Here is a 24,924-nt window from a genome sequence, read left to right as displayed (position 1 = left end):
GGTGTCTCAGTGGGTGCGGCGGACGTTCCTCCAGAGGACGACGAACCCGGCGACCACCAGGAGGCCGCCGGCGGCCCCGGGCCACAGGTTGCCGCCGGTCTCGGCGAGGCTGCCCGAGACGGCCTGGGGCTCGGTGACGTTGCCGGTGTCGGCCGGGGGCTGGGCGCCGCTGTCGACGGGGGCCTGGGCGCCGGGGTCGGCCGGGGCCGGCGTACCGGTGTCGTCGTCCGGGTCCGTCGGGGCCTGGGCCTCGGACTGGGCCGGTGCCGTCGCGGCGGTGCCGACCTCACCGGCCGGCTTGGAGGCGGGGGCGGAGGTGGCCGCCTTGGGCGCGTCGGCGTCGGGCTCGGTGTCGTCGCGGCTGTCCGTGCCGGCCGAGGCGCCGCCGTTGCCGGTGTTCCCCTTCTGGGGCTCGGTGTCGGCGGGCTCGGTGTCGGCGGGCTCGGTCGCCGGGGACTCGGTCACCGGGGAGTCTGGGGCCTGGGACTGGGCCGGGGGCTCCTGCCCACCGTCACCCGGGTTGTCGTCCGAACCGCCGCCGTTCGCCCCGTCACCCTGGCCGGCCCCGTCGCCGGAACCGTTGTCCGAGCCGTCGCCGGCCCCGTCGTCGCCCGTCCCGGCGCCGCAGGTCCGTCCCTCGTTGATGCAGTCGACCATCTGATTCATCAGGTCCTCGTCGAAGACGTTGATGAAGTCGCCGTGGTCCGTCACCGGCTTGTGCAGCTGCTCGGGGAACGAGTCCACCGCGAACAGCGGCGTCGTACGGCCCCCGTCGGCGAGGCTCGGCGCGTCGACGTCGTAGACGATGCGCTGCACCAGCTGCGGAATGGCCTCGAAGCCGCCCGGGCAGGTGCCGTCCGGGGCGGCGAAGGCCACGTGCGTGCGGTGGTTGGCGCTGTCGATGTTGCTGCCGTCCCAGCAGCTCTGGAAGCGGAAGGTGCGCACCACGTCGCTGCCGGACGGGCACAGCGGGTACTTGTCCTTCAGCTGCCGGTCCTCGAAGCCGGTGCAGCTCCAGGAGGCGTTGGCGTTGGCCGGGCCGTTGACGAAGGCCTTGGCGTCACCGGTGATGACGCGCAGCAGCCGGGGCATCTCGGTGACCTTGGAGACCGGGTTGCCGACGAAGGTCAGCGTGACGTCCTTCGGGGTGACGATCTCGCCCGCGTTGCCCTCGATACCGCCACCGGGGCTCTTGGCGTCCTGCTCCTCGGTGCCGTTCTGCAGCCGCAGGACCGGCCAGTAGTACGTGGACCTGTCGCCCTGGTCCACACAGCTCGTCTCGGCGTTCGCCAGGTCCTCGTCGGAGGCGAAGGCGGTGTTCGACTGGTTGCCGATGTAGTCGTGGAAGTGGTGGGCGCCGTTGCCGACACCGGGGGCCACGATGACGTTGTCCGAGTTGAACAGGCCGTTCTCGTTCACGCCGCAGCTCGTGACGAAGATGCCGCGGGAGGGGCCGGAGCGGGGGTCGAGCCGGAGGGAGGCCGGGACGGTCCTGATGTCGACGTAGTCGCCGGCGACGGGACCGTTGCCCGCCTGGCCGCCGTTGCCCTGCTGGCCGTTCTGACCGGGCTCCTGAGCCGAGCCCTGTCCCTGGCCTGCGTTCTGCCCCTGCGCCTGGCCCTGTTCCTGCTGCTCCTGCTCCTGCTCCTGCTGCCCCTGCCCCTGCTCCTGCTCCTCGGTGACGCGCAGGGAGCAGGCGGCGAGCGAGTCCAGGCCGTCCGGGCGGTCGCCGTCGCGGTCGATGGCCTCCGCGATCCGGCCGATCGTCGCGCCGCGCTTCTCCTTCAGCGGGTTCATCACCGCGTTGTCGGCGAAGCCGGAGTCCTGCCGTACCGCCTGCGCCTGGTCCTGGAGTTGCTGGTAGGCGGCGGCTATCTGCTGGTCCAGGGCGGCGAGTTCGCGGTCGACCTCGGACCTGGCGCCGTCGGGGACGGTGGTGAGGCTGTTGCCGACGTCGGGACAGTCGATGGTGACCGAGCCTCCGCCGGTCAGTTCCACCGTGTCGCCGTTGGAGGTGGCCGAGGCGTAGACGTTCACCGCCATCAGCCCGCCGCCGCCGAGGATCAGGGCGACCGCGGCGAGGGTCGCCCACCGTCCGCCCGTCGGGCGTCTGCGTCTGTTCTGTACCAAGGAGTGCTCCTACACGAATTCGCCGTCGGCGGCCCGGACATGGAAATCCCCCGCCCCATACGCAGGGGGACACGGGAGTGTTCAACCGACGCACGAATTCATAGCAAGATCTCAGGTGGAGCGCCTCGGCGGGCCCTCCGGGGCCGTGGCGGACAGCAGCGCCGGAGCCCTGAACAGCCGCCTGACGTGGGCGCGTTCGTGGTACAGACCGAGAACGACGGCGGCGGCGACGGCTATCAGATGCTCACGGCCGGCCAGGTTGGGCTTGGCGATCGACTCGACCACCATCGAGCCGCCGGTGAGGAAGAACACGACGGGGGCGCGGCGCACCACCGAGAGATAGGTGAACAGCCCCACGACAGCCGCGGACGGGCCGGTGTCGAGCACCTGCCCCGCCTCGGGCGGCAGTCCGAGCCCCCACCAGCCGGGCCCCATCGCGATCATCACCCGCACGGTGAGGGTGCCGGCCAGGGTGGCCGCGTAGGCGACGGCGAGTGTCCTGAGCCGGCCGAGGGCGAGTTCGGCGAGGGCGAAGGCGAGGAAGAGCTGGGTGATACCGGCCCACACCGGCAGGTCGAGGGCGGGAACGTACAGGGAGACCGGGGTGCGCAGCAGGGCCAGCCACAGCGGCAGGTCGCCCTGGACGCCGCCGAGGATCCGGACCACCGTCTCCCCGGTCGGGTGTTGGGCGATGGCGTGGAAGAAGACGACACCGCCGCAGGCCACGAACGCCAGCAGCAGCGCCCCGGGGCCGCGCCGGCGCAGTTGCCGCAGAGGCTCGACGACGATGCCGTACAACTCGTCGCGCAGCGTCCGTCCGACGAACGCGGCCGCACGGACGGGGACGCCGCGGCGCCGTCCGCCCTCGCCGTCCCCGGCACGGCCGGTGCGGCGCCCCTCCACCTCTGGACGCAGGATCACCAAGGGGTCCCCCAAGAAACTCGTCGCACGGACGTCCGTGTCCGGGCCGGTCGGAACAACTCCCCCTCCGGTGCGCGGCGGGATCGACGCACGTCACCGACGGGAGACGCCACCCCGGCGGGTCGGCCGGTGTCGCTCCTGTGAAGACGCGAGGAGGGCCTCCGAGGATCAGTCCCGCGCCGACCGCGACTGCGGGGACCCGGACGATGACGGAGAGTCACACGCGCGGTCGGCTCCCCGGTTCCTGCTGCGGGAGCGTCTGCGTCCCGCCCGGCAGGGTGTGCGCGGGCAGGGCGGCCACCGCCTCGACGCCCGTGAGCCGCTCCAGGAACCGCAGCGCGGAGGTGTGGAAGACCGAGCGGCCGGTGTCGAGGGTGAGCGCGTCCGGGTCGGCGAAGCCGCGCACCCCGGACAGGGTGCCGAAGTAGTGGTCGAACGATCGGTTCTCCTGCATCAGCAGGACCACGTGCTCGACGTCGGCGAGCGAGCCGCGCCGGGGCGGTCCGGCCGCGACGGCCTTGCGCACGCTCGGCGGGAGCAGGGAGAGGGCGGCGGCCCCGCCCAGCGCGCCCGCGGCCGAACCCAGCAGTCTGCGGCGGGTCGGCTCGGCCATGGATCCCCCTTGTCGCGTGGTGTTCCCGATACGGCCACGGGTGCCCGGCCGGGCGGCGGATGTGACGGTATGTCACCCGTCCTCACCCGAAGGCCTGAACCCGCGCCGGAACCGGCCCGGACGAGCACGGCCGTATTCCGGTACGGGACCGCTGACCTCCCGCGTTACAGTGCACCGCCGACATCGATGCCGGTATCGAGAGGAGACAGCGCGGTGCGCCACGGGGTGGGGAACGGACGGCGGGGGCTGGCCCTGGCCGTCGTGCTGACGGGAATGCTGACGGGACTGGTGACCGGCTGCGCGACCGGGAGCGGGGCCGGGAGCGCCGACGGGGCCGAGGGCGAGGCGGGAAGGTCGGCGGCGGCCGAGGTCGCGCGACGCGGGGCGAGCGTCGGTGCGGCCGGGTCGGCCTGCGAGCTGCCGGTCACCTTCGACGTCGCCGAGTCCTGGAAGCCGAAGGCCGTCGACGCCGGGGCGGAGGTGGACGGCGTGAGTGAGGACCTGGCCGAGCTGGCCGACGCGTTCCTGCGCCAGGGGCCCGTCACCATGGCCTGCGAGATCGATGCCAAGCCCGCCGGGAACATCGGGTTCCTCCGGGTGTGGACCGGCGAGCCGGGGGACGCCGACGCCCGCGCCGTACTGGAGGACTTCGTGGCCGCCGAGGAAGGGGCCGCCCGGGAGAGGTACGGCACCTTCGAGGCGGGCGACGTCACCGGCACCGAGGTCGAGTACGTCACGCCGGGCGACGGCAGCGAGACGAAGACCGCCCACGCCCTCGCCGTGGTCACCCCCGACGGCCCGGTCGTCCTGCACCTCGGCGGCCTGGACGACGAGGAGCACGAGGAGATGCTCCCGGCGTACGAACTGGCGAAGACGACTCTGCACACGACGGCCTGACCGCGAACCGGTGAGACCCGGTGTCGTGTCCCCGGTCGGATCGCCCGGGTCCGGATGCACATTCCGGCCGGTGTGGCGCATTCTTGCTGTGTCGCCCACGCGGCGTCGCCATGCGGCGGCGCACGGACGAGGTAGGGCCGATGACTGGGAGCGCCGGGGACGAGCGGAGGCCGTCCGGGCCGCCTGCCGCGCTGCTGACCGCGGCCGCGGTCGACGCGCTGCGGGCGGCCGACGGGCGCGCCGGGGGCGTGTACCTGTGCTCGCGCGCCCCCGGGATGCTGCGGCTCGCCGTGCTCGCGGGGCTGCCCGGCCGGCTGTTCCGGCCCTGGTGGCGGGTGCATGTGGACCGGCCGTTCCCCGTGGTGGACGTGCACCGGACGGGCGTGCCGGTGGTGCTGGCGAACGCCACGGAGGCGATGCGCCGGTATCCGCAGCTGGCGGCGGGTCTGCCGTTCCCGTTCGGTTCGCTGTACGTCCCGGTCGCGGCCGAGGGGCGGTCCTTCGGGGTGCTGATCGTGTTGCGGGCGGCCGCCGCCGACGCGGCGGAGGTGCTGGCCGAGCGTGAGCGGCTGGCGCGGGTCGCGGACGGTCTGGCGGCGGAGCTGGTGCGGCTGGAGGCCGGGGGCAGGCGCGCCACCTGGGACGAGGAACCTGTGTGCATACGGCCGCCGGCGGCGGGACCGGCGCCGGGGCGGGTGGGCCGGTTCTCGTGGGACCCGGCGTCCGACACCGTCGTCGCCGACGAGCGGGCGCGGGCGCTGTTCGGGCTGCCGCCGGGGGACGTACCCGGCACGCTGGAGGCGCTGGCCCGGGCCGTGGACCCGACCGACGCCCACCGGCTCCCCGACCTGCTGCGGGAGACGGCGCGGGGCAGTCCGCCGCCGCTGCCGCTGGAGGTGCGCACCACGGAGGGCGGGCTGCGGCTGCTGGAGCTGTGGGCGGCGGCCGAGGGGCCGTCCGGGTCCGTCACCGGCGTCCTGCTCGATCCGGGCGCGGGCGCCCTCGCCGACGGCGCCGCCGATCTGCTCCCGGAAGGCGTGTTCTGCATCGACCGGCTGGGGCTGGTCGTGTACGCCAACGCCCGGGCCGCGCACTTCCTCGGCGTGGACCGCGAGGAGCTGGCCGGACGGCCGCTGTGGGAGGCCGTGCCCTGGCTGAACCAGCCGACCTGCGAGGAGCATCTGCGCGGTGCGCTGCTGTCGCCGGAGCCGGTGCACTTCCATGTCCGGCGGCCCGCCGACGGCCCGCGCGTGTTCGAGGGCGACTGGCTGAGCCTGTCCGTCCACCCCGGCCCGGACCTGCTGACCTGCACCGCCGTCCCGGCCAGCCGTGTCCCGCCCGAAGCGGCTCCCGCACCGGTGGACACCGAGGCCCCGGCGCCGGCCCCGGCCGCGCAGACCGCCCCGCTGTACCGGCCGATCGTGCTGGCGATCGCGCTGACCGAGGCGGTGACCGCCCGCCAGGTGTCGGCGGTGGTCATGCAGGAGCTGCTGCCCGCGTTCGGCGGCCGCCGGCTCGCGATCTACCTGCTGCAGGAGCGGCATCTGTACCTGGCGTGGGAGAGCGGCTTCCCGGAGGGCTTCCTCGCGCCGTTCGAAGGGGTGGGCCTGGACGCCCGGCTGCCCGGCGTGGAGACCCTCACCACCGGCCGGCCGCTGTTCTTCGACTCGATGCAGCAACTGGCGGCCGCCTACCCGGGCATCGAACTGGACGCGACCCGGGGCGCCCGCGCCTTCCTCCCGCTCATCGCCTCGGGCCGGCCGGTCGGCTCCTGCATCCTCGGCTTCGACGGCCCGCGCCGTTTCAGCCAGGAGGAGCGCACCGTGCTGACCGCGCTCGCCGGACTGATCGCCCACGCGATGGAGAAGGCCCAGCGCTACGACACGGAGGCGGCCCTCGCGCGCGGGCTCCAGCAGGCCCTGCTCCCCCGGCGGCTGTCGCAGCACGCGCGCGTGGAGACCACGGGGCGCTATCTGCCGGGCACCGAGGGCATGGACGTCGGCGGCGACTGGTACGACGTCGTGGAGGCCGGCGAGGGGCTGGCGCTGGTCATCGGGGACGTCCAGGGGCACGGGGTGCAGGCGGCGGCCACGATGGGGCAACTGCGCAGCGCGGTGCGGGCGTTCGCGCTCGGCGACCATCCGCCGCAGGAGGTCATGGCCGGCACGAACCACCTCCTCATCGACCTCGACCCCGGTCAGTTCGCCAGCTGCTGCTACGTCCGGCTGGACCCGGCGACCGGCCGGGCGCGGGCGGCCCGGGCCGGCCATCTGCCGCCGCTGCTGCGCGGCCCCGACGGCCGTACGACGGTGGTGGAGCTGCCGGGCGGGGTGGTGCTGGGGGTCGACCCCCGCGCCCGGTACCCGGTGACGGAACTGCGGCTGGAGCCGGGCGCGATCCTGGCGCTGTACACGGACGGGCTGGTGGAACGGCCCGGTCGGGACATCGACGAGGGCATCGCCGCCCTGCGCACGGCCTTCGACGAGGCGGGCGACGCGGGCGGCGGCGGGCGTTCCCTGGGGAAGGTCGCGGATCGGCTGACCGCGTCGGCACGGCAGGCGGCCGACCGTCCGGACGACATCGCGCTGCTGCTCGCCACCCTCCCCACCCCTCTCGGAGATCACGGAGAGAGCGCGTGAGGGGCGCGTCCCGTGACCCTGTGTGACGCCTCTCGCCTCAGGGGGCCGGGCAGTGTAGGAATGGCACATGGCACGTGTCCTGGGGCGCCCGAGTGCCCGGCCGGCCCGTCGTCCCCGGGGCCCGGGAGTCCGACGTGCGCCCGAGTCTGCACTGGGCGGGCGTTCTCTCGCGGCCCAGGTGTTCGTGCTGCAGGTCGCGATCGTGCTGCTGCTGGTCGTGGCGGCCGTGGTGGCGCTGCTGCTGCAGGTGCGGCACGACAGCACCCAGGAGGCCCGCAACCGCTCCGTCGCCGTCGCGCAGACCTTCGCCAACTCCCCGGGCATCGTCGAGGCGTTGGAGAGCCCGGACCCGACGGCGGTCCTCCAGCCGTCGGCCGAGGCCGCCCGCGAGGCGGCCGACATGGACTTCGTCGTCGTGATGAACACCGACGGCATCCGCTACACCCATCCCAAGCCGGACCGCATCGGCAAGAAGTTCGTCGGGACCATCGAGCCGGCCCTCAAGGGTGAAACCGTCGTCGAGGAGGTCGACGGCACCATCGGGCGGCTGGTGCAGGCCGTCGTCCCCGTGAAGGCGCCCGACGGGACGGTCGTCGGCCTGGTGTCGTCGGGCATCACCACCGAGCACGTCGGCGGCAACGCGGACCGTCAGCTGCCGCTCGTCCTCGGCACCGCCGCCGTGGCCCTCGCCCTCGCCACCGCGAGCACCGCGCTGGTCAGCCGCCGGCTGCTGCGGCAGACCCATGGCCTCGGGCCGCGCGAGATGACCAGGATGTACGAGCACCACGACGCGGTGCTGCACGCCGTACGCGAAGGGGTGATCATCGTCGGCGGGGACGGCGAGCTGCTGCTCGCCAACGACGAGGCGCACCGCCTGCTCGACCTGCCGCCGGACGCCGAGCGCCGCCAGGTCCTGGACCTGGGCCTCGATCCCGGTACCGCCGAACTGCTGGCGTCCGGGCGGATGGTCACGGACGAGGTGCATCTGGTCGGCGACCGGCTGCTGGCGATCAACCAGCGGCCCACGGATCTGGCGGACGGCCCGGCGGGCAGCGTCGCCACGCTGCGTGACTCCACGGAGCTGCGCGCCCTGTCCGGCCGGGCGGAGGCGGCCCGTGAGCGCCTGGACCTGCTGTACGCGGCCGGGGTGGGCATCGGCACGAGCCTGGACGTGACCCGTACGGCGGAGGAGCTGACGGAGCTGGCGGTGCCCCGGTTCGCGGACTTCGTCACCGTCGACCTGTTCGACGCGGTCCTCGCCGGGGAGGAGCCGGAGACGCGGGGGGCGCTGCGGCGCACGGCGATGAGCGGGGTCCGCAAGGGCTCGCCGCTGTACGCGGTGGGTGAGCGGATCCGGTTCGTGGACTCGGCGCCACAGGCCCGCGCCCTGATGACCGAACGGGCCGTCCTGGAGGCGCGGCTGGCTCAGGCGCCGGGCTGGCGGGCGCAGGATCTGGAGCGGACCGGGCAGGTCATGGAGTTCGGCATCCACTCGCTGATCACCGTGCCGGTGCGGGCGGGCTCGCTGGTGCTGGGCGTGGTGAGCTTCCTGCGGTCGGAGCGGCCCGAGCCGTTCGACCCGGAGGAGGTGGCCCTGGCGGAGGAGCTGGTGGCGCGGGCCGCGGTCTCCATCGACAACGCGCGCCGCTTCACCCGTGAGCACGGCATGGCGGTCACGCTGCAGCGCAGTCTGCTGCCGCGCACCCTGCCCGAGCAGAACGCGCTGGACATCGCCTACCGCTATCTGCCGGCGCAGGCCGGTGTCGGCGGCGACTGGTTCGACGTGCTGCCGCTGTCCGGGGCCCGGGTGGCGCTGGTCGTGGGGGACGTGGTCGGGCACGGGCTGCACGCGGCGGCCACGATGGGGCGGCTGCGCACCGCGGTGCACAACTTCTCCGCGCTGGACCTGCCGCCCGAGGAGCTGCTCGGGCTGCTGGACGAGCTGGTGACCCGGATCGACCAGGACGAGGCGGCGGACGGCGCCCATGGGCCGGTGTCCGGGGCGACCTGTCTGTACGCGATCTACGACCCGGTGTCCCGGCGGTGCACGGTGGCGCGGGCCGGACATCCGCCGCCGGCGCTGGTCCACCCCGACGGCCGGGTGGAGTACGCCGAGGTACCGGCCGGGCTGCCGCTGGGCCTGGGCGGTCTGCCGTTCGAGACGGCCGAGCTGGAGCTGGCGGAAGGCAGCCGGCTGGTGCTGTACACGGACGGGCTGGTGGAGGACCGGCAGCGGGACATCGACACCGGTCTGGAGCTGCTGCGCACGGCCCTGGAGCGCAGCGCGGACGGAACGCCGGAGGATGCCTGCCGGAGTGTCCTGGACGAGCTGTTGCCGGCCCGCCCGAACGACGACATCGCGCTGATCGTGGCACGCACCCGGGCGCTGGGCGCGGACCGGGTCGCCGAGTGGGACGTACCGGTGGACCCGGCGGCGGTGGGCGAGGTGCGGTCGGCCGTCGCCGCGCAGCTGGCGGTGTGGGACCTGGAGGAGCTGTCCTTCACGACGGAGCTGATCCTGAGCGAGCTGGTCACCAACGCGATCCGCTACGGCCTCGCACCGGTCCGCGTCCGGCTGCTGCGCGACCGCACCCTGATCTGCGAGGTGTCCGACGCCAGCAGCACCTCGCCACATCTGCGGTACGCGGCGATGACGGACGAGGGCGGCCGTGGACTGTTCCTGGTCGCGCAGCTCACCGACCGCTGGGGCACCCGGTACACGCCCACGGGCAAGGTCATCTGGGCGGAACAGCCGCTGCCGTAACGGGGTTGATGCGGCCACTGACTCATAAACGACGTTTATGAGTCCATAGACCGGACCCGCGTACCGACTTAGGTATGCCTCAGTTTAGGCTTCCTCCGAGTTGATCTGTCGCCACTCGAAGGGAACCTGATCATGCCCCGCCCCCTGCGGGTAGCCATCGTCGGAGCCGGCCCCGCCGGGATCTACGCCGCCGACGCGCTGCTCAAGTCCGATGTGGCCGCCGACCCCGGTGTCTCCGTCGACCTCTTCGAGCGGATGCCGGCCCCGTTCGGACTGATCCGTTACGGCGTGGCCCCGGACCACCCCCGGATCAAGGGCATCATCACCGCCCTGCACCAGGTCCTCGACAAGCCGCAGATCCGTCTCTTCGGCAACGTCGACTACCCGTCCGACATCAGCATCGACGACCTGCGGGCCTTCTACGACGCGGTGATCTTCTCGACCGGCGCGATGGCCGACCGCGAGCTGTCCATACCGGGCATCGAGCTCGACGGCTCCTACGGCGCCGCCGACTTCGTCTCCTGGTACGACGGCCACCCGGACGTCCCGCGCACCTGGCCGCTTCAGGCGGAGAAGGTCGCCGTCCTCGGCGTCGGCAACGTCGCCCTCGACGTCGCCCGCATCCTCGCCAAGACGGCGGACGAACTCCTCCCCACGGAGATCCCGCCGAACGTCTACGACGGCCTGAAGGCCAACAAGGCGCTGGAGGTCCACGTCTTCGGCCGCCGCGGCCCGGCGCAGGCCAAGTTCTCCCCGATGGAGCTGCGGGAGCTGGACCACTCCCCCAACATCGAGGTCATCGTCGACCCCGAGGACATCGACTACGACGAGGGCTCGATCGCGACCCGGCGCGGCAACAAGCAGGCCGACATGGTCGCCAAGACGCTGGAGAACTGGGCGATCCGCGACACCGGCGACCGCCCGCACAAGCTGTTCCTGCACTTCTTCGAGTCGCCCACGGAGATCCTCGGCGAGGACGGCAAGGTCGTCGGTCTGCGCACCGAGCGCACCGCCCTCGACGGCACCGGCAACGTCAAGGGCACCGGCGAGTTCAAGGACTGGGACCTCACCGCGGTCTACCGCGCGGTCGGCTACCTCTCCGAGAAGCTGCCCAAGCTGCCCTGGGACCTCGACTCGGGCACGGTGCCGGACGAGGGCGGCCGGGTCATCGAGGAGAGCGGCGCGCACCTGCAGTCGGTGTACGTCACCGGCTGGATCCGGCGCGGCCCGGTCGGCCTGATCGGCCACACCAAGGGCGACGCCAACGAGACCGTGTCGAACCTGCTGGACGACCACGCGAACGGCCGGCTGCACGCCCCGTCCTCGCCGGAGCCGGAGGCGGTGGACGCGTTCCTCGCCGAGCGCGAGGTCCGCTTCACCACCTGGGAGGGCTGGTACAAGCTGGACGCCGCCGAGAAGGCACTGGGCGAGCCGCAGGGCCGCGAGCGCGTGAAGCTCGTCGAACGCGAGGACATGCTGCGGGAGAGCGGCGCGTAAAGGTTGCCCCACCCCGGGGGCCCGGCCCGGCACAACGCCACCGGGCCCCCGACCCACGCCCAACCGGCGGGCCCAGGCCCGGCCACGCGCCCGCCCGCCCAGGCGCCCCCTGGGAATGACCGCGTGTGCCAACGCCCGGCCGCGGCGCCCGGTATGCCCCCGAGCTCCGGGGGACAAACCCGCGTACGGCCGACAGGCCCGGCCCGGCCCGCCCGCAGCACACCCACCCAGGCGCCCAGCCCGACATGACCACCAAGCCCCAGCCAAGCATGCCCCACACGGCCAACAGGCCCCCGCCCAAGCCGCCCGCAGCACACCCACCCAGGCGCCCAGCCCGATATCACCACCAAGCCCCAGCCAAGCATGCCCCACACGGCCAACAGGCCCCCGCCCAGGCCGCCCGCAGCACACCCACCCGGGCGCCGACCCGGGGATCACCCCGGCGTGCCCGCTTCGGCGCCGACGCGAGGATCACCCCGGTGCCAACGCCCGGGCGCCGCGCCCGGTACGACCCCCGGGGCCCGGGGCATACCCGCGTAAGCCGGCGATTCCAGGACCGCGCATGTCCGCGTGCGCGTGCCGGGGCCGTCGGCTCGTTCCTGCCCGCTCCGCGCCCGCAGCCCCCGGTTCCTGTGCGCCCGTCGGGGAAAACGCTGGGCCGCATGATCGTCCCCTGCTAGCGTCCCGGGGTGTTCTCCCTCCACGAGCCTCCTCTGTTCACCCGGCTGCGTGATGCGCGGCGGGTGCTCGTCGCCGGTGCTGGCGGTGGTTTCGACGTGTACGCGGGTCTTCCGCTGGCGCTCGCGCTGCGGTCGGCCGGCAAGGACGTCCACCTGGCCAACCTGTCCTTCACGGAGCTGTACGGTCTGCCCGCCGAGGTCTGGCTGGAGCCGGACGTGGCGGCCGTGCGCCCCGACACGCCGGCCCGCGGCGACTACTTCCCCGAACACGCCCTGGCCCGCTGGCTCGAGGGGCAGGGACTGCCCGCCACGGTGTACGCCTTCCCGCGCACCGGCGTCGCTCCGCTGCGGGACGCCTACCGGGCGCTCCTCGACCACCTCGGCGGGGTCGACGCCCTCGTCCTGGTGGACGGCGGCACGGACATCCTGATGCGCGGCGACGAGCACGGACTGGGCACGCCCGAGGAGGACATGGCCAGCCTGGCCGCCGTGCACGCGCTCGACGAGGTCGAGCACCGGCTGGCGGCCTGCCTGGGCTTCGGCGTGGACGCCTACCACGGCGTCAACCACTCCCTGGTGCTGGAGAACCTGGCCGCGCTGGACCGCGAGGGCGCCTACCTCGGCGCGTTCTCCCTGCCCCGGGACAGCCGCGAGGGTTCCCTGTACCTGGACGCGGTGGCCCACGCCCAGGCCTCGACGCCGGGGCACCCGAGCATCGTCAACGGCTCCGTCGCCGCCGCCGTACGCGGTGACTTCGGCGACGTACGCTTCACCGACCGCACCCGGAACAGCGAACTGTTCGTCAACCCGCTGATGTCCCTGTACTTCTGCGTGGACGCGGTCGGCCTCGCGCGTCGCAACCTCTACCTCGACCGCCTCACGGACACCGTCCTGATGCGGCAGATCAGCACCCGGATAGAGGAGTTCCGCGAGGAACTCCCCGTGCTGCGGCAGCCACGGGCGTTCCCCCACTGAAGGCGGCGCGGCGTCAGCCGTCGTCGCGGGGGTGGGCCTCGATCACCTTGCCCTTCCGGTCGGCCTCCAGATAGGCGCCGCCGTAGTCGTCGGCGAGGTAGACGTTCATCGTCGGGGGGTCGTCGAAGACCGTGGAGGCCGGGTTGATCACCAGATAACGGCTGGTGGGGTCGCTGATGTTGAGTGAGCGGCCGGCCTTGGTGAGCAGGGTGGGCACGGCGTCCCAGTTGAAGGTGTCCAGGTCGACGGGGGTCTCTCCGCTGGTCACGGTGCCGCCGGGCCCGTCCTTCACGGCCACGTCCCCGCCCCGGTACTCGTAGCGGTCGTAGAGCTTGGCGTTGCCCTTCACGGGCACCTCGGCGATGGCGTACTCCGGGTACACCACGAGGCTGGTGACCTTCGAACTGCCCGCCGCGGCCTTCAGCTTCTTCACCACCGTACGGACCCCGTCCTCGGTGAGCAGATCGAGCTTGTCGTCGGACTGCCCGCCGGACGCGGAACTCGACGTGCCGCCCTGCGAGGCGGAGCCCCCGGACCCGGACGTCCCGGTGTCGGCGCCGAAGTCCTGGAAGTGCGGGACCGCCCACACGAGGGCACCTGTCAGAGCGGTACCGATGACGGCCTTGGCGACGGTCTCCGCGAAGATACGGCCGGACCCGCGCGGGGTGGGGAGGGTCGCGGCCGTCGCGTCGCCGGGGGCAGGCGTGGGCTCGGGCACGGACGCGGGTACGGGAGTCGGCGGTGCGAGCTGATACGAGGTGGCCGCGCCGGTGAAGCCGGTGGCCTGATGGCCGTAGGACCCGGCGGTGGCGACCGGGGGCGGCGGCCCGAAACCCGTGGGCGGGGCCTGCGCGGCGGTGCCCGCGGCCGGAGCCACCGGGGCCCCGAAGGCACCGGGCGGCGACGGCGGCGCATCCGCCGCCTCCCCCGTCACCGCGGCGAGCAGACGGTCGACCGCCCCGGCGTCCGGGCGGGCCTGGGGGTCGCGGACGAGGAGGGCGGTGAGGAGACCGGTCAGCGGACCCGCCTGCCGGGGTGGCGGAACGTCCTCGGCGAGTACGGCGGCCAGGGTGGCGAGGGTGCTGGACCGGCGCAGGGGGTGGTACCCCTCCACGGCGACGTAGAGCAGCATCCCCAGCGACCAGAGGTCGGCGGACGGGCCGCCGTCCTTGCCGGTGACACGCTCCGGTGCCATGAAGTCGGGCGAGCCTATGACGGAGCCGGTGGCGGTGAGGCTGGTGGCCTCGCGCAGGGCGGCTATGCCGAAGTCGGTGAGCACGGGCCGCCCGTCGGGGCGCAGCAGCACGTTGGCCGGCTTCACGTCGCGGTGCTCGATGCCGACGGCGTGCGCGGCGCGCAGCGCGGACAGCACCTCGCGCCCCACGCGCGCGGCCTCGACCGGGGTCAACACGCCCTGCTGGAGCCGGTCCTGGAGCGAGCCTCCCGTGACCAGCTCCATCACGATCCAGGGATACGTGTTCTCGCCGCCGTCGACGATGTGGTGGATGGTGACGATGTTGGGGTGGTGGACGCGGGCCATCGCGCGGGCTTCCCGCAGGACGCGTTCGCGCAGCATGCGGGCGCCCTCGGGGTCGTATTCGGCCAGCGCCGGATCCGGCGGCCGTACCTCTTTCACGGCCACGTCGCGGTGCAGTGCCAGGTCGCGGGCGCGCCACACCCACCCCATGCCTCCGCCCCCGAGCCGGTGCAGCAGCTCGAATCGGCCATCGACGACGCGTCTGTCGGGTTCCCCGGTGTTCATGGGGGGAGCTTAGGGGTAGGCGCGGACAGTGGGGTGTCCGCCAAGGGGGGCACAGCGCGAATGGTCCGCTCCGGCACGGGCATGCTGTGAACGAGGTCACTTCTTCCGGCGGGTCGCCGTGCCGGAACCGTTCCGGACTCGTCGCCCTCCCCCCACGAACGCCACGAAGGACATGTGCTTTGGCTCTTACGTACCCTGACGCCCCCTCGGCCCGCCGTCCCGGCCGCTGCTGGACGATCCGTGTGGTCGGGCACCGGGACCGCACCGCCTCGGTCACCTGCTCGTCGGCGTGCGCGATGCCGCCGCGCTCCCGGGATCTCGCGGCGCTGCGCCGCTTCGCCGAGGCCCATGTGGCCGCGCACGCCAGAGCGGCGGCGGTGCACCACGACGCCGCCTGCTGGTGCCGGCGCCAGCGGTGCGCGCTGCACGAGGGCACCCGGGTCAACTGCGCGGGCTCGGTGGTCCTCGTGCTGCGGCACGACCCGGCGGTCGGCCAGGTGTGGACGCTCACCGAAGTGTGCTCCGCCTGCGCCCCGTTGATGCCTCACGCGCGCGTGCTGGGCCGCGCCGTCCCGCCGCCGCCCCCGCCCAGGGACGCGGAGCCGGAGGGTGATGCCCGCCGACCGTCGTCCGCGCCCACGGTCCCGACGGTGGCGCCACCCCGTCTCGTCCCCGGCGGCTTCAGCGCCCCCTCGGGCTCCGGTCCCGGCCCCGGTCCGGAACGGGTGGTGGGCCGACGGCGCGGCGTCGGCAGGCGCCGCGGCCGCGCGGAGGCGGAGGGCACCGGCGGCTGAACGTCCACCGCGATCTCCGCCGCCTGACGAACGGCCGGCGTGGCGATGCCCACTCGCCCACCGTCCGTCGGAGGTCGGGGTTGGACCCGACGCCAAGAAGGGCCCCGGGGCCCCTCCCGCAGTCGTGCCCGGGCTTCTTCCGGGCGGCCGGAGGCCTCCCGCGCCGCGCGTCGGGGCGGGGCCCGGCGGTCAGGAGCCGTAGCGGGACTGCGGGGGGATGCGTAGGGGCAGGGAGCCCAGGGGTCGGCCCTGGGCCGTGGGGGCGGTCGTCCCACCGGGGAGGCGGGGCGGCCCGTCGGGGGTGGAGGTCGCCGCCATCAACTCGGCGATGCGGGTGCCGCTGCGCCGACCCTCCAGATGGAGTCGGCCGACGTTGACCCGGTCGTCCGCGAGGAGCGTCAGCACGGCGGAATGGCCGGCGGCGTAGGTCGCGACGTATCCGTCGGCGCCGCGGACGAGCAGTTCGCGGAACTCGCCGCGCGCCGCGAGGTCCGCCATCCGGCGACCCACGCCCAGCGCCGCCGCGGTGAGCGCCGCCAGCGCCTCCGCCTCGACGTCGGGCAGGTCCCGGGCGAGCACGAGCCCGTCGGCGCCGGCCGCGAGCGCCCCTCTCAGCTGCGGCACGCGCGTGCGCAGCCGCTGCAGTTCGTTCAGAACCTCGGCCTCGACGGCCATGACCGTGTCCTTTCGGCGCGTGGGCGGCAGGAGCGGTGCAAGTGCGGGGCGGGAAGGGGTCGTTGGAGCGACCCGGAGGTGCAGGGGTCTGCTGGGGGTACGGGTGTCCGAGACAGTACGGGTGACACCGAGATTACGGAAAGTACCGGCCAACGGGGACCGCTTTGGCATTTTCCGCTGGAACATGCACCTCACGCGGCGACGAGGTCCGCCCACCGTGTGACCCCGCCGGAGTGGACCCGCTTGCCGTGCCGGGCGGCGAGGGCGTGGACGATCTGTTCGCCGCGGCCGTGTTCGTCCGGGTCGATGTCGGCGCGCGTCTGGCCCGGCACGAGGGCGGGGCCCGCGTCGGTGACCTCGACCCGCAGGGTGCCAGGCCCGTCGCCCCGGGTCCAGGAGAGCCTCAGTTCCGCCGGGGGCAGGGCGTGCACGATCGCGTTGGTGAGCAGCTCCGACACCACGAGGAGCGAGTCGTCGACGATGTCCTCGGACACCTTCCAGTCGGCGAGGACCTCCCCCACGCGCCGGCGTACGGCTGCGACGGCCCCGGGGACGGGCGCCAGCGGATACACGTGTTCCACTGTCTCCCGGGGCAGTATGCCGAGCTGTACCGCCATCTTCTCTCCTCCGGTGAATCCAGTCGGCCGATACCGGGCACCGGCGCTCTTGCCGGACCTCAGTGCACGTTAGGGACCAAAGGGGAGGGGGTCAACGAATGTGGGTCGGCATTGCCGAACGGTGCGGCCGTCAGGTGATCGCCGGTCCCCGCGCAGCGGGGGCGAAGCCCTCAGCGCGGTAATAGGCTCGGCTCATGACCGGCCCGGTCCAGTCGATCGAACGGGCGGCGGCGATCCTGCGTCTCCTCGCCGGCGGACCCCGTCGTCTAGGGCTCGGCGAGGTGGCGGCCTCGCTCGGGCTGGCGAAGGGCACCGCCCACGGCATCCTGCGCACTCTCCAGCACGTGGACTTCGTGGAACAGGACCCGGCCACCGGAAAATACCAGCTCGGGGCGGCCCTGCTGCACCTGGGCACCAGCTATCTCGACGTCAACGAACTGCGCTCGCGGTCCATCAACTGGGCCGACGCGCTGGCCGCCCGCAGCGGGGAGTCGGTCCGGCTGGGCACTCCCCTGGAGGGCAGGGTCCTCGTCGTCCACCACGTGTTCCGGCCGGACGACTCGTTCCAGACCCTGGACGTGGGCTCACTGCTGCCGCTGCACGCCTCCTCGCTCGGCAAGGTCCTGCTCGCCTTCGGCACCGCACCCCTGGAGTCGGCCCTGGAAGCGGGACTGGAGGCCTACACCCGGCACACCCTGGTCGAGCGGAGCGGGCTGAACCGGGCGCTCGCCGAGATCCGTGAACGCGGCTGGGCCGACGAGGTCCAGGAGATGAGCATGGGAGAGGCCGGCGTCGCCTCGCCGATCCGGGGGCACGGCGGCCTGGTCGTGGGCGCGATCGGGCTGTCCGGCCAGCTGGAGCGGGTCTGCGACAGCCAGGGGCATCCGCGGTCGAATCTGGTCAACCTGCTGCGCGAGGCCGCCCGGGCGATCTCCAGAGACCTGGGCGCGAGCCGCTGGTGACCACCGCCCCCGCCCCGCGGACATCGCCGAAAGACGATCACCGGAAGACGGTCGCCGGAAGACATCGGAAGGGAGACCCGATCATGGTCGAACGGTATGTGATGTCCATCGACCAGGGCACCAACTCCACCCGATGCATCCTCTTCGACCACCACGGACGGCTCGCCTCGGTCGCCCAGCGTGAGCACCAGCAGCACTTCCCCCGGCCCGGCTGGGTCGAGCACGACGCCGTCGAGATCTGGCGCAACCTGCGGCGGATCGTGCCCGAGATGCTGTCCGGCGCCGGCGTCGGCGCGGAGGACATCGCCACGATCGGTCTCGCCAACCAGCGGGAGACCACCGTGCTGTGGGACCGGAGCACGGGCGCTCCCCTGGGCCGGGCGATCGTGTGGCAGGACACCCGCACCGAACCGCTCGTCACGGCCCTCCGGAGCGACCCCGGGGACGAGTTCTTCCTGGAGCGGTGCGGCCTGCCCCCGTCGACGTACTTCTCCGCGCTGCGGCTGCGCTGGCTGTTCGACCAGGTCGACGGGCTCCGGCGGCGCGCCGAGGACGGCGAGGTGCTGTGCGGCACGATGGAGAGCTGGCTGATCTGGAACATGACCGGGGGCCCGGACGGCGGGCTGCACATCACCGACGCCACCAACGCCAGCCGCACCATGCTGATGAACATCCGCACGCTGACCTGGGACGACGAGCTGCTGGAGTTCTTCGGCGTGCCGCGTCCCATGCTGCCCGAGATCAGATCCTCCGCCGAGCACTACGGCACCGCCCGCTCGCTCCTGCCCGGTGTGCGCATCACGGCCGCCCTCGGGGACCAGCAGGCCGCCCTGTTCGGCCAGACCTGCTTCTCGCCGGGCGAGGCGAAGTGCACGTACGGGACGGGCAGCTTCCTGCTGCTCAACACCGGCGGTGACCTCGTGCGGTCCCGGCACGGGCTGCTCACCACCGTCGCCTACAAGATCGGTAAGCAGCCGCCGGTGTACGCCCTGGAGGGCTCCATCGCCGTCACCGGCTCGCTGGTGCAGTGGTTCCGTGACCGTCTGGGGCTGATCGGCAGCGCGCCGGAGATCGAGACGCTCGCCCGGACGGTCGAGGACAACGGCGGCTGCTACATCGTCCCCGCCTTCTCGGGACTGTTCGCCCCGCACTGGCGCAGCGACGCGCGCGGGGTGATGGTCGGCCTCACCTCGTACATCACCAAGGGGCATCTGGCCCGGGCCGTGCTGGAGGCCACCGGCTGGCAGACGCGGGAGGTCGTCGACGCCATGAACGCCGACTCGTCGGTGGCCCTGAAGCAGCTCAAGGTGGACGGGGGCATGACGGCGGACAACCTGCTGATGCAGTTCGTCGCGGACGTGCTCGACGTACCCGTGGTGCGGCCCATGGTCGCCGAGACAGTCTCCCTCGGCGCGGCCTACGCCGCCGGGCTCGCCGCCGGCTACTGGCCCGATCTGGAGGTCCTGCGCCGCAACTGGCACCGGGCGGCCCAGTGGCTGCCGGACATGGACCCCGGGCGGCGGGAGGCGGAGTACGACAACTGGAAGCGGGCCGTCGAGCGGTCGCTCGGATGGGTGAAACCGCCGAGGCCACCGTGACCGCGGCGTTCACCCCGGACTCCGTCCTCGGCTTCGGGCTGCCTCGGACGCGTCCGCACTCCTATCGTGGAACGGCACCGACGCCCCGCGCGAACCAGACAGGCAGGACATGAGGAAACCGCAGATCGACTACGCGGCGGTCTTCCGGGCCCTGCCCGGCATGGTGGCACTGCTCACCCCCGATCTCGTGTACGCCGACGCCAACGACGACTTCGTACGACTGGCCGGGCGCACCCGCGAGCAGTTGCTGGGCCGCTACATCTTCGACGTCTTCCCCGAGAACCCCGACGATCCGGCGGCGGCCGGCCGCCAGGAGACCGAGACGTCGATGCTCCGCACGGTGGCCACCGGCGAGCGCGACACGATGGCGCTGCTCCGCTACGACATCGAGGACTCCGACCGGCCCGGCCACTGGCAGGAGCACTTCTGGAGCCCGGTCAACGCGCCCGTCCTCGGCCCGGACGGGCAGGTGGAGCTGATCGTGCACCGGGTGGAGGAGGTCACCGATCTCATCCGTGCCTTCGGCGGGCCGGGCGACGACAGCCGGGCCCGGGTGCTGGAGGCCGAGCTGTACACCCGCGCGCGGGAACTGCAGGAGGTCAACGAGCGGCTGCGCCAGGCGCATGCGCACGAGCGCGAGGTGGCGCTGGCCCTGCAGGCGGCCATGCTTCCCGCGCCGGGACCGACCGGGGAGCACGCGGCGGCGGTGCGTTACCGGCCCGCGATCGGCGCGCTGAACGTGTGCGGTGACTGGTACGACCTCGCCGACCTGCCCGGGGGGAAGCTCGCGGTCGCGGTGGGTGACGTCGTCGGTCACGGCCTGGCCGCGGCCTGTGTCATGGGGCAGCTGCGCAGCGCGCTGAGCGCGGCCTGCCGGGTCGCCGACGGCCCGGGCCAGGCCCTGGAGGCCCTCGGCCTGTACGCCCGCTCCGTCGAGGGCGCCGAGTCCACGACGGTCGTGACGACCTTCGTCGACTGGGACGAGCGCACCATCACCTACAGCTCCGCCGGCCATCCTCCCCCGGCCCTGCTGCACCCCGACGGCTCCGTCCGCTTCCTCGACGGGGCCACCGACCCGCCGCTCGCGGCCCGCCCCCAGCACCTCCCGCGCCCCGAGGCCCGCACGTCCTTCCCCAAGGGCGCCACGCTCGTGCTGTACACCGACGGGCTGGTCGAACGCCGTACGGAGGACATCGACACCGGCCTGGACCGGCTCGCCGGCTCCCTCGCCCGCCACCGGAAGGACGACCCCGAGCAGTTGGCCGACGCGCTTCTCGCCGACCTCCTCCCCGCGACCGGCAACACCGACGACACCGCTCTGATCGTCATCCGCCTCTGACCCGGCCCTGCACAGTCCCGCCATCGGGGGCAGAGTGGAAGGAGGAACGCATGTGACGTCAGGAGGCGGGAGCAATGTCGCATCCCATGCCTGCCCCGGTCCGGGTAACCGCGCGGCTCGACGCACCTCTCTCGCGCTGGCTGTGGCTGGTGAAGTGGATCCTGGTGATCCCGCACATCATCGTGCTGTTCTTCCTGTGGATCGCCGCCACGGTGGTCGGGGTGATCGCCTTCTTCGCGATCCTCTTCACCGAGCGCTACCCGCGCGCCCTGTTCGACTTCAACCTGGGCGTGCTGCGCTGGAGCTGGCGGGTCACCTACTACGCGTACGGCGCCCTCGCCACCGACCGCTATCCGCCGTTCAGCCTGGGTGAGGAGCCCGACTACCCCGCGCGCCTGGACATCGCCTACCCCGAGCGGCTCTCCCGGGGCCTGGTCCTCGTGAAGTGGTGGCTGCTGGCCATCCCGCACTACATCGTCATCGGCTTCTTCGTCGGAGGCTGGCACCTCGGCTGGTGGGACGGCGGCCTGGTGACGGTCCTGGCGATCATCGCCGCCGTGATCCTGCTCTTCACCGAGAAGTACCCCCGGGACCTGTTCGACCTGATCACAGGCCTGAACCGCTGGGTCCTGCGCGTCGCGGCCTACGTCACCCTGATGACGGACGCCTATCCCCCGTTCCGACTGGACATGGGCGGCCCCGACCCGGCCGACGTCCCGGCCGGGATGCCCCCGCCCTGACGCGGCCCGGGCCCGGGCCGCGGAGGTCAGCGCAGGGCCCCCTTGGTGGCGTCGGCGATGAAACCGCGGGCGAAGAACGTGAACACCAGCACCAGCGGGATGACCGACAGCAGCACGCCCGACATCACCATGCTGTAGTCGGTGGAGTGGCCGGCGTACAGCTGGGCGAGGGCCACCTGGAGGGTGAGCTTGTCCGGGTTGACCAGCATCACCAACGGCAGGATGTAGTCGTTCCAGGCGGCGATGAAGGTGTAGATGCCGAGGAACGCCAGCGCCGGGCGGACGCACGGCAGGACCACGTGCCAGTACTGGCGGAAGAACCCGGCGCCCTCGATCCGGGCGGCGTCGAGGAGTTCGTCGGGGACGCTGGTGGCGGTGTACTGGCGCATCCAGAAGATGCCGAAGGCGTTGGCGGCGGCGGGCACGATCAGCGCCTTCAGGGTGCCCAGCCAGCCCAGCTGCACCATGATCTCGTACTGCGGGATGATCGCCAGCTGGGTCGGCAGGATGTACATCGACAGCAGCACGCCGAAGAGGAACTTCTTGGCGGGGAAGTCGTACTTGGCGAAGGCGAAGGCCGCCAGCGAGTCGAAGAACAGCACCAGCACGGTCGTACAGACCGCGACGGTCATCGTGTTGGCCAGGGACCCGAAGAAGTCCATCCTGGCGAACAGGTGCCGCAGGTTGGTCAGCAGGTTGTCGCCGAACCACAGTTTCGGCGGGTAGCTGTAGATGTCCTGCGAGGTGTTCGTCGCCATGACGACGATCCAGTAGAACGGGAACACCGAGATGACGACGCCGGCCATCAGGATCACATGGACGCTGATGCCCCTGAGGCGCTTGCGGTTCAAGCCGTTCATGGCCGTCGCTCCTTACGCTGCACCAGGCTCCAGTTGATGACGACGATGAGCAGGATCAGCAGGAAGAAGGCCCAGACGATCGCGGCGCCGTAGCCGAAGTCGTTGTTGTCGAAGGCCTGGTGGTAGAAGTACAGAAGGGTGGTCAGGCCCGCCTGGCCCGGTCCGCCGGAGTTGGGGTTGGTGGCCGCGTCGCTGCCGAACAGCACCTGCGGTTCGGTGAAGCTCTGCAGACCGGTGACCGTGGAGATCACCACGGTGAACAGGATGATGGGCCGCAGCAGCGGGATCGTGATGGAGAAGAAGAGCCGCACCGGGCCCGCCCCGTCCATCCGGGCCGCCTCGTAGAGCTCCGAGGGGATCGCCTGGAGTCCGGCGAGATAGATGATCGCGTTGTAGCCGGTCCACTGCCAGGTCATCAGCGCCGCGATGACCAGCTTGATCGTCCACTCGTTGCTCATCCAGGGCACGGCCGACAGGTGCATGGCCTTGAGGATCGCGTTGATCAGGCCGAAGTTGTTGCTGAAGACCGCGCCGAAGAAGATCGCGATGGCCACCAGCGAGGTGATGCTGGGGATGAAGAGGCAGACCCGGTAGAACGCGGTGAACCTCTTGGTGGAGTTCACCAGGACCGCGAGGACCAGCGCCATGAAGAGCATCGGCACGGTCGACAGCACCCAGATGACCAGGGTGTTGCGGATGGACATCCAGAACACCGGGTCGTCCCACAGGAAGCGGAACTGCTGGAATCCGACGAACTGCATCTCCCCGATGCCGTCCCATTTCTGGAACGCCAGATACACGGTGTAGAGCACCGGGAAGAGCATGAAGACCGAGAACAGCAGGTAGTACGGCGAGATCGCGAGGTACTGCGGCCAGTGCCTGAGGACCCGCCGGCGTGGCCCGGGCCGGGCCCCGGCCGACACCGGCCGGATCCGGGGGGCGCGCCGCCCCGGACCGCGCGAGGGGTCCGGAGCGGCCTGCCCGAGGGGCCCGGCGCCGGGTCCGGAGGTCGGTCCGGAGGGTGCCGGACCGGCTACCGGGCTTGACGACATGTCACTTCACTCCCTGCCGCTGGGCGATCTGCTTGGCCTGGCTCACCGCGTCGTTCCAGGCCTCGTCCGGGTCCTTGCCCTTGGCCTCGACGCTGGTCAGTTCGCTGAAGTACGGCGCGGAGACCGCCGCGTCGGCCGGTGCCTCGTAGGCGGCGGGGATCTTCTCGGCCGCCGGGCCGAAGATCTCGATGGTCTTCTGGCCGCCGAAGAAGGCGTCCCCGCCGGTCAGCGCGGGCAGCTTGTAGGCGGCCGGGGCGGTCGGGAAGAGGGCCGCGTCGGTGAAGCCGCGGGCCTGGTTCTCGGGGCTGAGGATCCAGCTGATGATCTTGAAGGCTTCCTCGGGGTTGCCGCTGGTCGCGGGGATGGCGAGGAAGGAGCCGCCGAGGTTGGAGGCCCCGCCGGGCAGGCTCGCCACCCGCCACATGCCCTTGGTGCCGGGGGCGGCGTTGCTGATGTCGAGGGCGTGCCAGGCGGCGCCGATCTCTGTGCCCAGGGTGCCGTTGCCGATGGCCGCGTTCCAGGTGTTGTCGTTGATCTTGGCGTCGATGCCGAGGGTGTGGGGCTTCACGGCGGTGGTCCAGGCGGTGCGGATGTGGTCCTGGTCGCCGATGAACTTGTTGTCCTCGTCGATGAACCGCGTGGCGCCCTGGCCGACGATCATCGAGAACACCGAGCCGATGTTGTTGACGAGGTAGGTCTTCGGCACGGCCTTGTGCAGTTCGACGCCGGCCGCGAAGTAGTCGTCCCAGGTGGACAGTGCGGCGGAGACCTTGGCCGGGTCGGTGGGCAGGCCCGCCTTGGCGAAGAGGTCCTCACGGTAGAACGTGGCGCAGGGGCCGATGTCGATGGGGAAGCCGATGAGCTTGCCGTCCTGTGTGGTGGCCTGCTTCAGCTTCCAGGAGAGGTAGTCCGGGGCGAGGTCCTTCGCGCCGACCGTGTTCAGGTCGACGAACCGGTTGGCATTGGGCAGGAAGGAGGCGATGTCCTCGCCCTTGATGCCGGTGATGTCGGGGGCGGTCTGGGCGGCCCGCAGACCGGTGAGCAGCTTGGTCTTGAAGTCGCCGCCGACCACGGAGGTCTTCAGGGTGATGTCGGAGAAGTGGGTCTTGGCGTCCGCCACGACCTTGTCGCTCAGTCCGCCGGCCCAGTACCAGAAGGTCAGGTTCTTGCTGTCCTTGCTGCCGCTCGACGCCGAGCCGCCGCCGCACGCTGCGGTGGCGCCGGCCGCGGCGGCCGTCAGTACGGCGGCCTGAAGGAATCGTCTGCGGGAAAGGTCCACGATCTTCTCCTAGATCTCGGCGGTTCGGCGTGTCCGGCATGTCCGGCAGGACCTGTGTGTCGGGGCCGTGGTGGGTGCGCGGCGGGGAGGCCGGGTGGCTGAAGAGCATCGGCGTGGGTGGAACCCTTCA

General features: G+C 72.4%; 18 protein-coding genes and 1 pseudogene. 10 read left to right on the top strand and 9 right to left on the bottom strand.

Translation table 11 applies throughout. The features are described from left to right. Positions 1-6 precede the first annotated feature (6 nt). From ACLZN2_RS03115 to ACLZN2_RS03105, 3 genes and pseudogenes are all read right to left on the bottom strand, one after another. On the bottom strand, positions 7-2,043 hold the full coding sequence (locus tag ACLZN2_RS03115; protein ID WP_416976818.1) for a DUF1996 domain-containing protein: 2,037 nt from the start codon (positions 2,041-2,043) through the stop codon (positions 7-9). 198 nt (positions 2,044-2,241) lie between these two features. After that, entirely contained in the window at positions 2,242-3,048 is an 807-nt protein-coding gene (locus tag ACLZN2_RS03110) for a hypothetical protein (RefSeq protein ID WP_416976817.1), read from the bottom strand. A gap of 349 nt (positions 3,049-3,397) precedes the next feature. Beyond that, positions 3,398-3,664, bottom strand: a pseudogene (locus ACLZN2_RS03105) (alkaline phosphatase family protein); the annotation flags it as partial. Positions 3,665-3,877: 213 nt separating this feature from the next. On the opposite strand from ACLZN2_RS03105, the gene ACLZN2_RS03100 reads away from it, so the two are divergent. From ACLZN2_RS03100 to ACLZN2_RS03080, 5 genes are all read left to right on the top strand, one after another. After that, positions 3,878-4,561, top strand: a complete 684-nt coding sequence (locus tag ACLZN2_RS03100; protein WP_416976767.1) for a lipoprotein — start codon at positions 3,878-3,880, stop codon at positions 4,559-4,561. A gap of 140 nt (positions 4,562-4,701) precedes the next feature. Further along, positions 4,702-7,200, top strand: a complete 2,499-nt coding sequence (locus ACLZN2_RS03095; protein WP_416976766.1) for a SpoIIE family protein phosphatase — start codon at positions 4,702-4,704, stop codon at positions 7,198-7,200. 67 nt (positions 7,201-7,267) lie between these two features. Next, positions 7,268-9,964: a SpoIIE family protein phosphatase gene (locus ACLZN2_RS03090; RefSeq protein ID WP_416976765.1), complete on the top strand. Its 2,697-nt coding sequence runs from the start codon at positions 7,268-7,270 to the stop codon at positions 9,962-9,964. Between the two features lie 132 nt (positions 9,965-10,096). Further along, positions 10,097-11,461 carry an FAD-dependent oxidoreductase gene (locus ACLZN2_RS03085; protein WP_416976764.1) on the top strand — a complete coding sequence of 455 codons (1,365 nt, stop codon included), beginning with the start codon at positions 10,097-10,099 and terminating at the stop codon, positions 11,459-11,461. 689 nt (positions 11,462-12,150) lie between these two features. Beyond that, a complete protein-coding gene (locus tag ACLZN2_RS03080; RefSeq protein WP_416976763.1) occupies positions 12,151-13,116 on the top strand; it encodes a DUF1152 domain-containing protein in 966 nt (321 codons plus the stop codon). A 13-nt stretch (positions 13,117-13,129) separates the two neighbouring features. Here ACLZN2_RS03080 and ACLZN2_RS03075 read toward each other — a convergent pair whose 3' ends face one another. Beyond that, positions 13,130-14,878 carry a serine/threonine-protein kinase gene (locus ACLZN2_RS03075; RefSeq protein WP_416976762.1) on the bottom strand — a complete coding sequence of 583 codons (1,749 nt, stop codon included), beginning with the start codon at positions 14,876-14,878 and terminating at the stop codon, positions 13,130-13,132. A gap of 179 nt (positions 14,879-15,057) precedes the next feature. Between ACLZN2_RS03075 and ACLZN2_RS03070 the strand changes: the two genes are divergently transcribed. Continuing rightward, positions 15,058-15,672 carry a hypothetical protein gene (locus ACLZN2_RS03070; RefSeq protein ID WP_416976761.1) on the top strand — a complete coding sequence of 205 codons (615 nt, stop codon included), beginning with the start codon at positions 15,058-15,060 and terminating at the stop codon, positions 15,670-15,672. A 189-nt stretch (positions 15,673-15,861) separates the two neighbouring features. Here ACLZN2_RS03070 and ACLZN2_RS03065 read toward each other — a convergent pair whose 3' ends face one another. Further along, on the bottom strand, positions 15,862-16,347 hold the full coding sequence (locus ACLZN2_RS03065; RefSeq protein WP_416976760.1) for a roadblock/LC7 domain-containing protein: 486 nt from the start codon (positions 16,345-16,347) through the stop codon (positions 15,862-15,864). Positions 16,348-16,538: 191 nt separating this feature from the next. Further along, on the bottom strand, positions 16,539-16,964 hold the full coding sequence (locus ACLZN2_RS03060) for an ATP-binding protein (protein WP_416976759.1): 426 nt from the start codon (positions 16,962-16,964) through the stop codon (positions 16,539-16,541). A 194-nt stretch (positions 16,965-17,158) separates the two neighbouring features. On the opposite strand from ACLZN2_RS03060, the gene ACLZN2_RS03055 reads away from it, so the two are divergent. The 4 genes from ACLZN2_RS03055 (at position 17,159) to ACLZN2_RS03040 (ending at position 21,603) form a co-directional block, all read left to right on the top strand. Beyond that, positions 17,159-17,926 (top strand): IclR family transcriptional regulator, encoded by a 768-nt coding sequence (locus tag ACLZN2_RS03055; protein ID WP_416976758.1) that lies wholly within the window; start codon positions 17,159-17,161, stop codon positions 17,924-17,926. An 83-nt stretch (positions 17,927-18,009) separates the two neighbouring features. Next, positions 18,010-19,524, top strand: coding sequence for a glycerol kinase GlpK (gene glpK / locus ACLZN2_RS03050; RefSeq protein ID WP_416976757.1), 1,515 nt, complete (start codon positions 18,010-18,012; stop codon positions 19,522-19,524). 109 nt (positions 19,525-19,633) lie between these two features. After that, entirely contained in the window at positions 19,634-20,863 is a 1,230-nt protein-coding gene (locus ACLZN2_RS03045; protein WP_416976756.1) for a PP2C family protein-serine/threonine phosphatase, read from the top strand. An 86-nt stretch (positions 20,864-20,949) separates the two neighbouring features. Continuing rightward, a complete protein-coding gene (locus tag ACLZN2_RS03040; RefSeq protein ID WP_416976755.1) occupies positions 20,950-21,603 on the top strand; it encodes a DUF4389 domain-containing protein in 654 nt (217 codons plus the stop codon). Positions 21,604-21,629: 26 nt separating this feature from the next. Here ACLZN2_RS03040 and ACLZN2_RS03035 read toward each other — a convergent pair whose 3' ends face one another. Genes ACLZN2_RS03035 through ACLZN2_RS03025 form a run of 3 tightly spaced genes read right to left on the bottom strand, consistent with a single transcriptional unit; the run spans position 21,630 to position 24,794 of the window. Continuing rightward, on the bottom strand, positions 21,630-22,463 hold the full coding sequence (locus tag ACLZN2_RS03035; RefSeq protein WP_416976754.1) for a carbohydrate ABC transporter permease: 834 nt from the start codon (positions 22,461-22,463) through the stop codon (positions 21,630-21,632). Then, positions 22,460-23,515: an ABC transporter permease subunit gene (locus tag ACLZN2_RS03030; protein WP_416976753.1), complete on the bottom strand. Its 1,056-nt coding sequence runs from the start codon at positions 23,513-23,515 to the stop codon at positions 22,460-22,462. The genes ACLZN2_RS03035 and ACLZN2_RS03030 overlap by 4 nt, the downstream gene beginning before the upstream one ends. A 1-nt stretch (position 23,516) precedes the next feature. After that, the gene (locus ACLZN2_RS03025; protein WP_416976752.1) at positions 23,517-24,794 is read right to left on the bottom strand and encodes an extracellular solute-binding protein; all 1,278 of its coding nucleotides are present in this window, start codon (positions 24,792-24,794) and stop codon (positions 23,517-23,519) included. Positions 24,795-24,924: the final 130 nt, after the last annotated feature.

It is taken from the genome of Streptomyces sp. T028 (assembly GCF_048159505.1).
Lineage (GTDB): Bacteria > Actinomycetota > Actinomycetes > Streptomycetales > Streptomycetaceae > Streptomyces.
The sequence above is the reverse complement of the archived record's forward strand: the minus strand, read 5'-3'. Positions and strand labels throughout refer to the sequence as shown.